9 protein-coding genes, 11 tRNA genes and 1 rRNA gene are annotated in these 15,568 nt (G+C 45.3%); 1 reads left to right on the top strand and 20 read right to left on the bottom strand.

The annotated features are described in order from the left end of the window. Positions 1-17: 17 nt before the first annotated feature. Positions 18-743: a FadR/GntR family transcriptional regulator gene (locus tag ACIFO6_RS12025; protein ID WP_430040886.1), complete on the bottom strand. Its 726-nt coding sequence runs from the start codon at positions 741-743 to the stop codon at positions 18-20. Between the two features lie 665 nt (positions 744-1,408). Between ACIFO6_RS12025 and ACIFO6_RS12020 the strand changes: the two genes are divergently transcribed. Beyond that, positions 1,409-2,764, top strand: a complete 1,356-nt coding sequence (locus ACIFO6_RS12020; protein ID WP_430040885.1) for an alkaline phosphatase — start codon at positions 1,409-1,411, stop codon at positions 2,762-2,764. Between the two features lie 156 nt (positions 2,765-2,920). Here the strand turns inward: ACIFO6_RS12020 and glmS are convergent, their stop codons facing one another. From glmS to rrf, 19 genes are all read right to left on the bottom strand, one after another. Next, positions 2,921-4,753, bottom strand: a complete 1,833-nt coding sequence (glmS, locus tag ACIFO6_RS12015; protein WP_430040884.1) for a glutamine--fructose-6-phosphate transaminase (isomerizing) — start codon at positions 4,751-4,753, stop codon at positions 2,921-2,923. 631 nt (positions 4,754-5,384) lie between these two features. Beyond that, positions 5,385-6,725, bottom strand: a complete 1,341-nt coding sequence (glmM, locus tag ACIFO6_RS12010; RefSeq protein WP_430040883.1) for a phosphoglucosamine mutase — start codon at positions 6,723-6,725, stop codon at positions 5,385-5,387. Positions 6,726-6,784: 59 nt separating this feature from the next. Then, the gene (locus ACIFO6_RS12005; RefSeq protein WP_430040882.1) at positions 6,785-8,254 is read right to left on the bottom strand and encodes a CdaR family protein; all 1,470 of its coding nucleotides are present in this window, start codon (positions 8,252-8,254) and stop codon (positions 6,785-6,787) included. After that, positions 8,251-9,084 carry a diadenylate cyclase CdaA gene (gene cdaA / locus ACIFO6_RS12000; RefSeq protein ID WP_430040881.1) on the bottom strand — a complete coding sequence of 278 codons (834 nt, stop codon included), beginning with the start codon at positions 9,082-9,084 and terminating at the stop codon, positions 8,251-8,253. Before cdaA ends, ACIFO6_RS12005 begins: the two co-directional genes overlap by 4 nt. A 221-nt stretch (positions 9,085-9,305) precedes the next feature. After that, positions 9,306-9,926: an anti-sigma factor gene (locus ACIFO6_RS11995; protein WP_044644603.1), complete on the bottom strand. Its 621-nt coding sequence runs from the start codon at positions 9,924-9,926 to the stop codon at positions 9,306-9,308. Between the two features lie 151 nt (positions 9,927-10,077). Further along, positions 10,078-10,644, bottom strand: coding sequence for an RNA polymerase sigma factor SigW (gene sigW, locus ACIFO6_RS11990; protein WP_014278287.1), 567 nt, complete (start codon positions 10,642-10,644; stop codon positions 10,078-10,080). 189 nt (positions 10,645-10,833) lie between these two features. Beyond that, positions 10,834-13,626, bottom strand: coding sequence for a phosphoenolpyruvate carboxylase (gene ppc / locus ACIFO6_RS11985; RefSeq protein ID WP_430040880.1), 2,793 nt, complete (start codon positions 13,624-13,626; stop codon positions 10,834-10,836). 734 nt (positions 13,627-14,360) lie between these two features. Continuing rightward, positions 14,361-14,431: transfer RNA gene (locus ACIFO6_RS11980), tRNA-Gly, on the bottom strand. 9 nt (positions 14,432-14,440) lie between these two features. Beyond that, positions 14,441-14,514: transfer RNA gene (locus tag ACIFO6_RS11975), tRNA-Pro, on the bottom strand. A 20-nt stretch (positions 14,515-14,534) separates the two neighbouring features. Beyond that, a tRNA-Arg gene (locus ACIFO6_RS11970) sits at positions 14,535-14,611 on the bottom strand. 5 nt (positions 14,612-14,616) lie between these two features. Further along, a tRNA-Gly gene (locus ACIFO6_RS11965) sits at positions 14,617-14,691 on the bottom strand. 10 nt (positions 14,692-14,701) lie between these two features. After that, positions 14,702-14,782: transfer RNA gene (locus tag ACIFO6_RS11960), tRNA-Leu, on the bottom strand. Positions 14,783-14,793: 11 nt separating this feature from the next. Next, a tRNA-Lys gene (locus ACIFO6_RS11955) sits at positions 14,794-14,869 on the bottom strand. A 4-nt stretch (positions 14,870-14,873) separates the two neighbouring features. After that, positions 14,874-14,948: transfer RNA gene (locus ACIFO6_RS11950), tRNA-Gln, on the bottom strand. A gap of 55 nt (positions 14,949-15,003) precedes the next feature. Next, positions 15,004-15,079 (bottom strand) — tRNA-Val (locus tag ACIFO6_RS11945). A gap of 11 nt (positions 15,080-15,090) precedes the next feature. Continuing rightward, positions 15,091-15,162 (bottom strand) — tRNA-Glu (locus tag ACIFO6_RS11940). Between the two features lie 8 nt (positions 15,163-15,170). Then, a tRNA-Thr gene (locus ACIFO6_RS11935) sits at positions 15,171-15,243 on the bottom strand. A gap of 3 nt (positions 15,244-15,246) precedes the next feature. Further along, positions 15,247-15,322: transfer RNA gene (locus ACIFO6_RS11930), tRNA-Asn, on the bottom strand. A gap of 19 nt (positions 15,323-15,341) precedes the next feature. Next, positions 15,342-15,458 (bottom strand): 5S ribosomal RNA (gene rrf / locus ACIFO6_RS11925). Positions 15,459-15,568: the final 110 nt, after the last annotated feature.

The raw sequence follows: 15,568 nt of genomic DNA, 5'->3' as shown, positions 1-15,568 counted from the left end.
TAAAGACTGATGCTGTACTAGCCTTTTGCAACCAGTCTTGCATAAATGGCGTCTGCGGAATGTCCGATATGGTGCCTCATCACTTCCCGCGACTTCTCAGCATCTCGTGCCCGAAGTGCGCTCAGAATTTCCGTATGGACGTCGTAGTTCACCGTCCGAATCTGATCGTCATAGGGCATGAGATCTAGCGATGGGTTAATTTGGGTCCGAATTTGCCTCACAGCGGCTTCACAAAATGGGTTGCCCGATGCCTTGGCAATGGCTAAGTGAAACTTTACATCCAAGGCCCGAAACCATTCTCGGGTACAGTCTGCTTCAATACTCTGATCCAGATAATGCTGAAGCAAGTCCAGTTCATCTGTGGTGATCCGCGCAGCCGCTAAAAAAGCACCCTCAGGCTCCACAATCATCCGATATTCAAAGACCTTCAGCATATGCTCCCAATCTTTTGCGATTTCTGCCCGGCTACGTTTATGAGAGTTTGCTGTCACGGGAAGAACAAAGGTCCCTCCCTTGGCACCTACTCTCTTCTCAATGAGCCCCTTGGACTCCAATTGGGATAGCGCCTCACGGACTGTAATTCTGCTGGCATTGAATATCTCTGCGAGTTCCCGCTCTGTTGGTAGCTGCTCCTCGCTAAGCAACTCTTTTAGAATAATAGCCTCTTCCAACTGCTCTCTAATAAAATCACTCACTTTTTTAGCTGATACTTTTTCAAAGTGCAGAGAAGATGGGATTAACATATCAACACTCCGATCCGTAAATCTTTAAGGTCTAAACCTTATACCTTTTTCGAGAACAAAAAAATATAAATCTGTTGTTATCATAATGCCTAGTAAACCTATATGCAATACTTTTTTTCTAATATTTATGAATGATTTTGTAATAAATATTAAAGAAGTAGCGCCTTTATAGAGCTGCTTCTTTAATATTTCACATTTTTGCGGGATGACAAAGACTGAAAATTCCACTCCTAATCTTTGGCCGGTTATCTATAATCAAAATCTAAAAGTTATACAAAAATCTCCATTTAATTAAAAAAATGGACATATCTATTTTTTGGAAGAAATCATTAGATATAATTCTATTTGAGTTCTTACTAAAAAAATATTTTCAATCACCATTAAAAATATAATTTTCGAAGGCTGATTCCGTATGAATAGAGCCATTTAACGCAGCATCCTTAAAGTCACAATCCATAAAACGACAATTGCTTGTCTCGACACGTCATCCCCTACTCAACCAGTGGTACTTTTCAAAAAAAACGATAGGGATCTCCTTTCTTTTTCTTCCTCTTTACATTTTGATTACATAAAACTATCTCTCCCTTCATATACGAATACTACTATTATCTATGTGTTAGCCGATTATCATCGGTAATCTAAGAATAAATAATAGGGGGTACTTTATGTTAGGCCATTTTTTCAAAAAAATATTACCTATCGTTATGGTGTCATCAATCACATTTACTGGCATTGTGTCAGGAGGAGCTTCTACGCAAGCAGCTTCAGACACAAAAAAAATTAAAAATGTAATTTTTTTAATTGGTGATGGCATGGGGCCATCCTATATTTCTGCCTATCGGTATATGAAAGATAACCCGGCAACCCCTCTCATGGAAAAAACAGAGTTTGATCCGTATCTTGTAGGTGCTCAAACGACGTATCCGGAAGACGAGGCTCAAAATATAACAGACTCTGCTTCAGCTGCCACAGCAATGTCTGCCGGTGTTAAAACATATAATGCTGCCATTGCCGTAGATAACGATAAAACTGATGTCAAAACGGTATTAGAGCAAGCGAAGGAAAACGGGAAATCTACCGGCTTAGTTGCAACATCTGAGATCACTCATGCTACTCCTGCAGCATTTGGCGCACATGATGTTAGCCGTAAAAACATGAACGCTATTGCTGATGATTACTTTGATGAAAAAATTAATGGAAAGCACAAGGTGGACGTCCTGCTTGGTGGTGGACTAAGCAATTTTGTACGTAAAGACCGAAACTTAACTGAAGAGTTCAAGAAAGCCGGTTACGGTTATGTCACTGATCGGGAAGGATTGCTGAACAATAAAAACGATCAAATTCTCGGTCTATTTGCCCAAGGTGGACTAGATAAAGCAATCGATCGTGCCAAAGAAACACCTTCTTTAGAAGATATGACTAATGCTGCAATCAGCCGGCTAAATAAAAATGATAATGGTTTCTTCCTGATGATTGAGGGAAGCCAAATCGACTGGGCAGGTCATGACAACGACGTGGTTGCTTCCATGAGTGAAATGGCGGATTTTGAAAAAGCATTTAAAGCAGCAATCGACTTTGCCAAGAAAGACGGCAATACATTAGTCGTTGCAACTGCAGATCATTCTACTGGCGGATTTTCGGTCGGTTCAAATGGAGAATATAACTTTAATGCAGCACCCATTAAAGCAGCAACGCGCACACCAGATTTTATGGCCAAAGAAATTGTTGCTGGTGCAAGTGTTGAAGATACACTTAAGAAATATATCTCCTTAGATCTCACAGAAAGTGAAGTTCAATCGGTCAAAACTGCTTCTGCTACAAAGGACGAAGTTAAAATCGATAATGCCATTGAAGCCATCTTCAACACTCGTTCATTTGCTGGCTGGACAACAGGTGGTCATACTGGAGAAGATGTGCCAGTCTATGCTTACGGGCCAGGGAAAGAATTGTTTGCGGGACTTATCGACAATACAGATAATGCAAAGAACATTTTTGATATTCTGAAAAAAAACCCTATATAAATTGAACTCACTGGCCTATTGTAGATATAATGGCCCCCCTAAGCAAAAAAGATCCCGATATATCATCGGGATCTTTTTTGATGTTTGTAAAGCTATAATACTGACTGGTTCCATACATTTTTATCACCAGACAGCCTTTGTATCAATATACTGCCCTTACTCAACCGTTACACTTTTCGCCAGGTTACGTGGTTTATCCACATCATGACCCAAAGCGAGGGAAGCATAGTAAGCCAATAACTGGAGAGATACAACCGAAATCGCAGCCGACAGGATTGGAAGTGTCTTCGGAATTGCAAATACCTGATCCACAGACTTCAACAACTCAACAGCGTGCTCTTCGTACGTAATCGCAAGAACGTCTGCGCCACGTGCTTTCACTTCCTTGATATTGCTCACGGTTTTCTCCAACACGGATTCCTGTGTTACCAAAGCGATAACCGGAATACCGTCTTCGATCAATGCCAGCGTACCATGCTTCAGTTCACCCGCCGCATAAGCCTCGGAATGAATGTAGGAGATTTCCTTGAGTTTCAGGGAGCCTTCCTGTACTACAGCATAGTCCTGACCGCGACCAATAAAGAACAGGTGCTTGTGGCTCGCGATTTGCTCAGCATAGGCTTTGATCGCATCTGCTTTACCCAGCATTTCTTCCACTTGCTCTGGCAGTGATTCCATAGCAGCCAACACTTGAGCTACTTGCTCATCCGTTTGTGTGCCACGTACTTGAGCCAGATACAGACCAAACAGGTAAAACGCAACCAACTGCGAAGAATATGCCTTGGTGGAAGCTACGGCAATTTCAGGTCCTGCCAGTGTAACCAACACATCATCTGCATCGCGGGCAATGGAGCTGCCAACTACGTTTGTAATCGCCAGTACATGAGCGCCGTTCGCTTGTGCTTCACGCAGTGCTGCCAACGTATCGGCAGTTTCACCGGATTGACTCACTACGATTACCAATGTCTCTGGTGTTACGATTGGCGAACGATAACGATACTCGGAAGCCACGTCGTTTTCCACCGGAATACGAGCCATGCTTTCAATAACCGTACGACCAATCAAACCAGCATTGTAGGCTGTACCACAAGCAACGATTTGAATATTGCGAATATTTTTAATTTGTTCTTCTGTAAGCTTCAACTCAGGAAGAACAACTCTTTTAGTTTCATTGTCGATTCGGCCCAACATTGTGTCACGGTAAGCCTTAGGCTGTTCGTGGATTTCTTTCAACATGAAATGCTCATAGCCGCCTTTTTCCGCTGTTACAGCATCCCATTCGACATGAATCATTTCCCGAGAAATAAATTGGCCTTCGATTGTCATTAATTCGACGGCATCACTGGTCAAAACAGCCATTTCGCCATCGTTCAAAATAAATACATTGCGTGTATATTTCAGAATAGCGGGAATATCGGAACCGATAAAGTTCTCGCCTTCTCCCACACCGATAACCAGCGGGCTTGCTTGACGAACAGCTACCAGCTTATTAGGCTCGTGCTCTGTCAGCACACCCAGTGCAAAGGCACCGCGCATAAAGGTAATTGCTTTTTGTACCGCTTTGACGATATCTCCTTTATATTCACGCGCAACCAGATGGGAAATAACTTCCGTATCCGTTTCGGAAATAAAGGTATGACCTTCGCTAATCAGCTGTTCTTTCAGCTCCAGATAGTTCTCGACAATCCCGTTATGAACCACGGAGAACTTTTGGCTCTCATCCAAATGCGGATGGGAGTTTTCGTCTGAAGGCTTACCGTGTGTTGCCCAACGTGTATGCCCGATACCTGCATGGCCTACAAGCGCCGCACCATCCAACTTCGCTTCCAGATTCGCCAGACGACCTTTAGCCTTGGTTACTTGCAGTCCTGAATCTGTAAGCACAGCAATACCCGCAGAGTCATAACCGCGGTACTCCAGCTTTTTCAACCCGTCAATCAATACCTCTTGCGTATTCTGATCACCAATATATCCTACAATGCCACACATATTCGTTATCCTCCCGATCATCATTTCATAGGACGACTCATCACAGGACTAACGTGTGCGGTAGATTGCGGAATAAAGTTCATTCATCTATGAAGTTGTCAATGATAACTATAGAAATTACAGGCATCTCTTCACGAATGTAACGAAATTCCCAAACCGCGCACGCCAATGATGATGGCCGCACATTCATGAAATGAATCTTATAATTTAGGTTATAAAATAAAAGCATCTATCGGTGCGTTGTGTAAACAGTTGCCTGCTTATTTTCCGCTGCCGATTTACGGGTCGATGCCTCACCGGAAGGTCCCCGCCGAATGTTTCGAACACCTTCACCTCGTCAGCTCGCTTTGCCGTGAACCCATCTGTGAGCAACATCATCCAAATTGAATGGTCTGCCTCACCAACAAGTTCCCCCGCGCAAAATCAAGCTCTGGCGCTTGTATTACATTACCTTACAACCCTCACTTTCTCTTTCTGAGTCACAGCATCCCTATATTATATTCAGCTCAGCATCATTTGGCAATGACACTTTATTCATATTTGCAAGTTCTGGTAAGTATTCAATTAAAAATAATATTTGCAAACGCGGTCGCCTGTTTACTTTGAACAGGCAACCGACGTTTACAAGATTTTAAACCAATTCTTTTTTTACAACATCTACGATCTGTCCTACAAATTGCTCCAGCTCATCCTTATCCGGACCTTCAGCCATAACACGAATAAGCGATTCTGTACCGGAAGCACGGACCAATACGCGTCCATTATCGCCCAATTGCTGTTCCACCTGCTCAATCGCTTCTGCAATGGCAGGATTGCCCTCGTAATTGCGTTTGTCCTGTACACGCACATTAACCAGCACTTGCGGATACTGCTTCATGAGTGATTTCAGCTCACTCATCTTTTTACCGGAAGCTTTCAGGGTATCCACCAGTTGAATCCCAGTCAACATACCGTCGCCCGTCGTATTGTAATCGAGGAAAATAACGTGACCAGACTGTTCACCGCCCAGATTAAAGCCGCCCCGACGCATTTCTTCCATTACATAACGGTCACCAACCGCAGTTTTTGCAGTCTTGAGCGCCAGCTTTTCCGTTGCTTTGTAAAAACCAATATTACTCATCACAGTCGATACAATAGTGCTGTCTTTGAGCTTTCCAGCGCGGTTCAGCGCATCCCCACAGATACAAAGGATATAGTCGCCGTCTACCTCTTCCCCGTTCTCATCAATCGCGATCAGACGGTCTGCATCGCCGTCAAAGGCCAGACCAATGTCAGCTTTCAATCGACGCACTTCCTCTTTAAGCTTCTCAGGATGGGTTGAGCCACAATGATCGTTGATATTCAGCCCGTTTGGCTCCGCACCGATGGTGTGAACTTCGGCTCCCAATTCCGTAAAAAGCTTCGGCGCCAGCTCATAGGCCGCTCCGTTCGCACAATCCAGTACGATTTTGAGCCCTTCAAAAGAATGGCTAATCGTTGTTTTTAAAAACTCCAGATAATCGTAGCGAGAATGCTCGTCTACAACAACCGTACCTAATCCGCCACCGATTGGACGAGGCAATTGATCTTCTTTCGCATCCATCAGCTCTTCAATTCTTAGTTCCGTTTCATCTGTCAATTTAAACCCGTCGCCGCCAAAAAACTTAATGCCGTTGTCTTCCACCGGATTGTGGGAAGCCGAGATCATGACACCAGCGTCCGCTTTTAATTGACGTGTAAGATAAGCGACTCCCGGCGTTGAAACGATACCCAGACGAACCACATTAGCCCCGATAGACAGCAAACCGGCTACAAGCGCCGATTCAAGCATCAGTCCGGACACCCGTGTATCCATACCAATAACGACAGTTGGTTTTTCTACATTCCCTGCTAAAACATATCCGCCGCAGCGGCCAATGCTATATGCCAGTTCTGCTGTAAGTTCCTGATTAGCAATGCCTCGAACACCATCTGTACCAAAATATTTCCCCATGTATAATGACTCCCTTTTTTGTCTAATGAACCTTAAATATTTACTACAGATAAATCATGTTATGGCTGACTGCTCTCCGGGGTTCCATTGGCAGAAGAATCTGCGCCGTTTTGAGGATTTGTTTTGTCCTCCGCAGCTGCACTGTCCCCGGAGTTTGCATCAGAGGAGCCGCCTTGGCCGCTCTGGCCCCCCTGTGGCCTCTCCTGCCCCTTATTACCACTACCGGAAGGGGTTGATTCATTCCCGCTGCCCGGATTCGTTACAGCCGGCGTTGAAGGGCTCTCAATGTTTACCGTTGCCGTTAACCGGCTGGCGTTTCCGGATTGCGTAATGTATTTGGGCAGGCCTACCTTTAAAGTAACCTCATGCTGACCAGCCTCCAGACCACTTACGTCTGCGACCAAACTAATATCATCGTTGGTTAAATTACTGATCATATCCTGCGGCCCCTTCACGGTAACATCCATCGTCTTGTCCGCAGGCGTTGTAATAGTCGCAGTCGTCCCATCTCCTGCCCCTTGCACAACAATCGGAATGCCTGACAATGTCCGCTCCGCATCGGTCACCTGATTAGAAGGGGCAACTGTCACCTGAATTTGTATTGAGCCAGGCTCGATTTTATCAGAACCGACGGGCGCTGCCAAATTAGCTTGAACTGTTTGGGTCCCTGCTTCCGTTAATTGGCTCAGATCGAGTGTAGCCGTAACATAGGAGCTAAGGCTATTCAAAACATCCTGCGAAGCGTAAACGACCGCTTCTTTTACATTTGCATTAACTTTGGAAAGCGCCAAACCGTTCGGCAGCTCCCCGGAATAGACAATCTTCACAGGCACGGACTTCGTTTGCTGGGTTAACGGGATTTCAACAGACACTGTGGAAGGCTCAATAACCGCTCCTGTAAGTTCCTGTCCCTTTTTGTTGTAAGCCTTCAGCTTCACCCGCTTCTGCTCAAATTTCTCCGAGATTCCCTCCGTATCCACAGCCCCCTGCACCGCAACCACTGTACTCAACTGGCTTTTAGGCAAGGTGACCTTCACCGTTTGAGGAGCAACCACAGGCACTCCAAGCTGCAATCCTGTATCCGGTTTACCCTTGGAAACAATAGAAACATCAAATGATTTCGTTGCCTTTTCCTCAATCGTGACCGTAACACGATTAGGAGTCATAGACACCAATTCCAAGCCATTCGGCAGGTTCGCTACGAGCGGCAAGGTTTTAGTACCTGCTCCTAACCCACTCAAATCCAATTGAGCCTGGTAATTATCTGCGAAAAAAGAAGTCAGCACAGAGCGCTGTCCTCTAACCTCCATCTTCACATGGTCAGTATCCATTGTAGATAATACATATTTTGACTCATCCAAACCACTGGTTTGAATGCCTACATTATCAATCACTTTATTATCATAAGAAACGGTCAGCGTGGACGAAGGCGTGCCTGTGTCCAGATGAACCAATCCCCACAGCAAGACGGCAACCGCGAGTGCCAATATTTTAGAAATCGTATTGTTGTTAATCCATTTGTCCATCATGAATTTCCACGGCCTCCCCTCCGATTCCAGAATGAGCCGCGTTTTTCCTTCAAAGATGGTGTCGGCCGCAGCTCCTCATACAGCTTGGATATTAAGGATTCTTCCTTAATATCGCGCACGACCTGTCCATTGATAGCCAAAGAAATTTGCCCTGTCTCCTCTGATACCACCACAGTTACGGCATCCGTTACCTCACTCACCCCAATCGCTGCCCGGTGACGAGTTCCCAGTTCCTTGCTGATAAATGGATTTTCCGACAGTGGTAAGTAGCAGGCCGCAGAAGCAATCTGATTATTTTGAATAATGACCGCACCATCATGCAGGGGCGTATTTGGAATGAAAATATTGATCAGCAACTCGGAACTGACCACTGCCTGTGTCTTGATACCGGACTCCGTGTATTCGTTTAGCCCCGTTTCGCGTTCAAATACGACCAAAGCCCCTATTTTTCTACGTGATAAATAATTCAGCGCCTTAATCATTTCCCCGATTAACTTGTTTATCTCCTCATCATCCGCAGACGAACGCCCAAACAGCTTGCCTCGCCCCAGTTGCTCCAGGGCACGACGCAATTCAGGCTGGAAAATAATGAAAATAGCTACCACGCCGAAGGTAAACATCTGGTTCATCAGCCACTTGAGCGTATACAAATCAAACCACGTACTAACCGCCCAAATGAGCACCAGGAACAGAATTCCTTTTAGCAATTGAACTGCACGCGTTCCACGAACAAGTAAAATAAGTTGATACATAATATAGGTTACGATCAGAATGTCGATAATATCTTTAATAGACTCTTTCCAAGTCAGGTCCGCGAAATAATCCAACATGCGCATGCCCCCGCAATTTTCTGTAGTGAGTAAGTGTAATATGTACACAGTATGCTCTCTCTATCTAGGTTATAACGATAAGGCCCGCGTTGCAAGCCGCACGACAAAAGAACCACTAAAAACAGTAAAATAAAGTACAAATCGCCATCTTTATATACAAAAAAAGCGCCTTTTCCAGCGGAAGAGGCGCTCGATATCATTCTTGCCAGTTCAAGCTTCTTTTATGGAGAGGACGTACCTCCGAACAAATCAGTAACTTTATACCAAATCCAATCCAAGGTTTGATCAATACTTTTGACCTGTCCTGCAATATGTGCTGTGGACGCTTGATAGTAGGAACCGTCGATCACAGTTACATTCCCTTCCACATCGCCATATACCCGAGCCTTACCATTTTGCACGGTCAAATCTCCAGCAATGGATTTACCTTCAGGTACTATCACAGTATCTCCTTGAATAACAACCTGATCCAGATGGCTTCCCTTGACTACCAATTGATGGTCTGTGGTTGAAAAGCTTGCCATACTTGAGCATATAATAACAAGAAAGAAAGCAGCGGCCGTAACAGCCGGGTGCCTTTTCACCCAAGTCAGCATAGGCACCATTGGTGCTCTCCTATGCGGCGGCAAAGCATTCATAATGCGAAGTGTCAGCTCATCCGATACACACGGCACTTGATGCCGTGTACCATAAAGCATCGCATCCGTCCGCTCCAGCTCTTTAAAACGCATGCGGCATTCCGGGCAGGTGAACAAGTGATGCTCTAACTCCTGTTTGTCCTGCTCAGACAGGTCGCCATCCAGATAGTCATGCATAAAAGAGACGGCTTGTTTGCAATCCATATGAGCCAATCCTTTCTAATATTCTTCCGTGTTCCTCTACATAACATGCTCCGGCTTAGAAACTTTGCTCACTTTACATACGCTACAACGAGCAATATGTTTCACAAAAAAACATCTGTGCGCGCACTTTCCAAGATCCCGAACACATGATTTACAGCTTGTGCTCCAATTTTTTGCGTAGAAAATCCCGGCCCCGGTGAACCCTCGTCTTAATGGTAGTGACCGGAAGATTAAGCACATCGCTAATTTCCTGCAAGGAAAGCTCCTGCAAGTAACGTAAAACCATAATCGTCCTGTATTTGTCTGGAAGGCTGTCAATGGCATCATGAATCAGGGATTGTGTCTCGGACAACAGCGTACGCCCTTCGGGTGTAAGCTCTTCGCTAGCGAGCATTGCATACCCATCGACACCTTCCTGCTCATTCATCTCAGCATCCAGTGAGTATGTAGGCTTTCTCCTTCGCAGACGGTCAATGCACAGATTCGTCGCAATCCGGTAAATCCATGTGGAGAACTTCTGCCCATGGTCATATTTCTCCAAATTACGATATACACGCAAAAAAGTTTCCTGCACCAGATCCTCCGCCTCATGGCGATTCCCAAGCATCCGGTAGGAAAGATGAAAAATCCGATCTTTATATAACTCGACTAGCTCCGCAAAAGCTCGCTGATCACCTTTCTGCACCAGCCTAACCAAGCGGCTTTCCATATTATCCACTCTATACTCCCCCAGACTTGCTGATGGGTTACTCATTACATTGTTATGATAATTCATCGTAGTTCAATTTAATCGGAAAATCAACTGTAGCGTTGACACCAATTGGACTCCTGCTCCGTCATATGCATGCAAACAGCACAATCGGGCCCCATAAGCGCCCGATTGCCTGTGTTCATGCGTCAAGCTGTATCAGCCCGTGTTTCTCAGCCCTGCGGCAATTCCGTTAATGGTTAACAGCACCTCACGTAGCAGCTCCGCATCGTCCCCGTTCTGGTCACGTAGTTCGCGTAGCTCACTAAGCAACTGAACCTGCAAGTAGCTTAACGGATCGACATAAGGATTACGCAATCGGATGGACTCTTGAATTACCGGCACATCGTCCAGAATTTCCGATTGTCCTGTTATTTTCAAAATCAGCTCGGATGTCAGCTTGAATTCCGCTGAAATTTGTCCGAAAATACGCTGGCGAGCCTCTTCATTATTGGACATCCCTGCATATTCCTCTGCAATCAGCAAATCCGCCTTCGCAATTGCCATTTGCAGTGTATCAATAAGGGAGCGGAAGAAAGCTGATTCCTTGAACATCGTTTGCAGCACCTTGAGGTTATCCTCATTGTTCTGATAGAAGCTTTGCAGCCCTGTTCCAGCCGCGTACCAAGCAGGTAGCAAGTAACGGCTTTGTGTCCATGCAAAAACCCATGGAATGGCCCGCAAGTCCTCAAAACGATCACTGTTCTTACGTTTGGATGGGCGAGAGCCGATGTTCAGTTCGCCCACCTCAGGCAATGGCGTTGATTCCTTGAAGAAATTGAAGCAATCCGGATCGCGGAAAATCAAATCCTGATACTTCTCCAGCGATACCTCGGAAATACGGGCAATGATCTCCTCCCAGCTCTCCTCGAACACTTCCTTCTTACCGGAACGGTTATACGCCACTGCGGTAATCAGAGCTGACGTTGCCTGCTCCAAGCTTCGATAAGCGATACCCTTGAGCGAGTATCTGGATGAGAGTACCTCACCCTGCTCCGTAATCTTGATGCCGCCTCCGATTGTATGTGGAGGTTGGGCCAAAATGCTACGGTTAAGCGGCATTCCTCCGCGTCCCAGTGCTCCTCCGCGTCCATGGAAGAACTTCACTTTTACGCCGAACTCATTAACCACTTCCGTAATGCTGTTCATCGCAACCCGAAGCTCCCAGTTCGCAGTAACCACACCGCCGTCCTTGTTACTATCTGAATATCCCAGCATGATCTCTTGGAGCTGATCCATTGCTGCTACAGATTTGCGATATACAGGCAAGTTCAGCAGCCTTTTCATAATACTAGGGGCAGCATGCAGATCGTCTATCGTTTCAAACAAAGGAACGGATTGCAGTGTACATACGACTGTGCCATCTTTCTCGATACGGAACAAACCCACTTCTTTAGACAGCACCATAACTTCCAGTAAGTCGCTTGCTCCCTGAGTCATACTGATCAAGTAGCTTGTAATGGATTTATTTCCAAATTCCTCCTGAGCCAGATAAATCGTACGATACACATCAAGACACTCCTGAGTGCTGTCACTATATTTCAAATACGGCGACGTAATCGGACGAGGCTCGTTCAGCAGCTTTTCCAGCAGGTCTATCTTCTCTTCCTCAGGCAGCTTGCCATAATCCGCAACAATATTCATTTTAGAAAGGATTTCAGTCATTGCATTTTCATGCTCCTGACTATGCTGACGTACATCCAGCGTAGCCGTATGGAAGCCGAACAGCTCTACCTGACGAATCATCTTCTGAATATAAGTATCTGCCACATAATCCGCAAAATGATGACGCAAGCTGTCATCAATAACGTTCAGATCCGCAATAAGCTCTTCAGCAGAACTATAACGTTCCTTCGTGCCCTGCTTACTTTCATCCAGGATATTATTCACCTTGGCTATCATATAGGCCAGCTTGATGCGGTAAGGCTCTTTCTCGTTATGCCACACTTCCATCTTTTTAAGCGTAATATGGTTCCGGTCTTCCTCAATAGAAGCCAGCAAATCATCAGAGACACGTATAATGCTCGTGCTAAAGCTCAGATAACCCATAAATTCCTTCAGCGTGTGCTGATATTCTCTCACAGCCAGCTTACGCTGCATACGTAACGTTTCCCAAGTAACATCAGCCGTAACAGACGGGTTGCCGTCCCGGTCCCCACCGATCCAGGAGCCAAATCTCAAATAGGTCGGAATATGCCATTTCTGCTCAGGATAATATTTGCCTAAACATCGTTCCAATTCTTGGTATACGTCAGGCAGCACATGAAACAAAGTCTCATGAAAAAAATACATCCCGTTTCTAACTTCATCTAACACAGTTGGTTTTCGATCACGTAGCTCGTCTGTCTGCCATAGCGTAATCACTTCATTCAGCAGATTTTCCCGCACCAGTTCCCGCTCCCTCAAGGTGAGCATAGGATTATCCAACAGCATGACGTCCTCGGAAATGCGCTTGTGAATGTCCAAAATCACCCGTCTCGTGGCTTCTGTAGGATGTGCAGTCATAACCAGCTCCAGAGAAAGCTCCTCCAGCAGATTGCTAACGTCCTCAGCAGAAAATCCACCCTGCTTAAGCTCCTGAACAGAACTTTCAATGGAACCACGTTGAACATCTTCACCAGCAGAATGCTCATAGTCCCGTTTGCGGCGGATACGATGATTTTGCTCGGCAATATTCACTAACTGAAAATAAATCGCAAACGCGCGAATAACCTGGTGACGAATGTCCGTATCCAGTCCACTAACGATTTGTTTAAAATTCTCATACAACTCCGGCTGATACCCGGCACGTAACGATTTACTTGTCTCACGTATCTTTTCCACGATATCCAAAAGTTCGTTGCCACCCTGATGAACCAAAACCTCACCAAGAATATTCCCCAGAAAACGAACGTCCCGCCGTAGCAGATTGTTGGATTGGTTTTTGTTAGCGGTTAACGTAAGCTCAGTCATGCTTTTCCCCCCATCTGATCTGTTCACACCAAATACAGCTTTGTTGCAAAGGTACGTATACACACGAAAATTGACACTTTCTTAACATCATACAATAAAAACGAGTGAAAAGCTGCAAAATTTACAGTAAAAAGTCATGTTTTTAAAATACTTTTTTTGAGAATATATTGGTTTTTTATGCACAAAAATGAAATTTAATAAATGAAATTACTTTATAGCCTAGAGATCATGAAAATTTATGCACAGGTGTTATAAACAGCATGATTTCCGAAACAAAAAATTATGCATCATTATGTGCATATGTTTATTATTTGTTGACAAAGTGAAACCCAATAGGCTTCTATCCACAAAGATATACACAATTCAGCCATAATTTCAATATTTTCGAGCTATTTTTCCTTCCAGACTCAGATATATCTACAAAAAAAGAAGCCATTGTGTACAACTCAATACAGCAGCCTTGGAGTTATCATCATGAATTCAGATCGTTAATGGTCATAGGATTCCTATATCGAAGGATTTGATCACAAAATTAGCCTTACTACAGGAGAAAGGGATACGTAAAAGGGGGAATGCGGGAACTGGGTGTTAAAAAACAAGCGCCTATGTACAATATGCACAAGTCATCCCCAACTGTGCATGACAGGAGATTTTCGCAATAACCTATACACAGAGAAAGTTCATGTCATGTGGACAAAATAAAAAGAAGCCTCTCGGCTTCTCTGTAATCAGTAAGCGGGTGATGGGAATCGAACCCACGCTATCAGCTTGGAAGGCTGAAGTTCTACCATTGAACTACACCCGCAAATTAGTATCGGGATGACACGATTTGAACATGCGACCCCCTGGTCCCAAACCAGGTGCTCTACCAAGCTGAGCTACATCCCGACATATAATTTTTTAGAAAATGGCGCGCCCTGAGAGATTCGAACTCCCGGCCTTTTGATTCGTAGTCAAACGCTCTATCCAGCTGAGCTAAGGGCGCAAATATGGAGCGGACGACGGGAATCGAACCCGCGACCCTCGCCTTGGCAAGGCGATGCTCTACCGCTGAGCCACGTCCGCAAAAACAAGATGCGCGTGGAGGGACTTGAACCCCCACGTCAAAGACGCTAGATCCTAAGTCTAGTGCGTCTGCCAATTCCGCCACACGCGCATGTAATAAAATGGTGAGCCATGAAGGATTCGAACCTTCGACACCCTGATTAAAAGTCAGGTGCTCTACCAGCTGAGCTAATGGCTCTTAATGGCTGGGGATATAGGATTTGAACCTATGCATGACGGAGTCAAAGTCCGTTGCCTTACCGCTTGGCTAATCCCCAATATGCATATGATTCACAATTCCCCAACATTTCAACCAGGTAAGAGGATGAAATATGGTGGAGGCTGAGGGGCTCGAACCCCCGACCCTCTGCTTGTAAGGCAGATGCTCTCCCAGCTGAGCTAAGCCTCCATACTACCCTATGACCCGTAGGGGAATCGAACCCCTGTTACCTCCGTGAAAGGGAGGTGTCTTAACCGCTTGACCAACGGGCCATAACACAAGCTCTCAACCGGGTTCGAACCGGTGACCTCATCCTTACCATGGATGCACTCTACCTGCTGAGCTATGAGAGCAAATGGCTCCCCGAACAGGACTCGAACCTGTGACAACTCGATTAACAGTCGAGTGCTCTACCAACTGAGCTATCAGGGAATAGTAATCATAAGGATTCGCTTGGCGACGTCCTACTCTCCCAGGACCCTGCGGTCCAAGTACCATCGGCGCTGGAGGGCTTAACGGTCGTGTTCGGGATGGGTACGTGTGGAACCCCTCCGCTATCGCCACCAAACATGAATTTACATCGTAAATTCTTCCGTACGGGTATTCAATTCATCACTAATTGTGTGAATGAATATCCATGCGCTTGTCGTATGTATTTTCTACATACCTTCAAGGTTA

Origin of the sequence: Paenibacillus sp. NRS-1781 (genome assembly GCF_050467745.1) — a bacterium.
Classification (GTDB): Bacteria; Bacillota; Bacilli; order Paenibacillales; family Paenibacillaceae; genus Paenibacillus; species Paenibacillus terrae_A.
The sequence above is the reverse complement of the archived record's forward strand: the minus strand, read 5'-3'. Positions and strand labels throughout refer to the sequence as shown.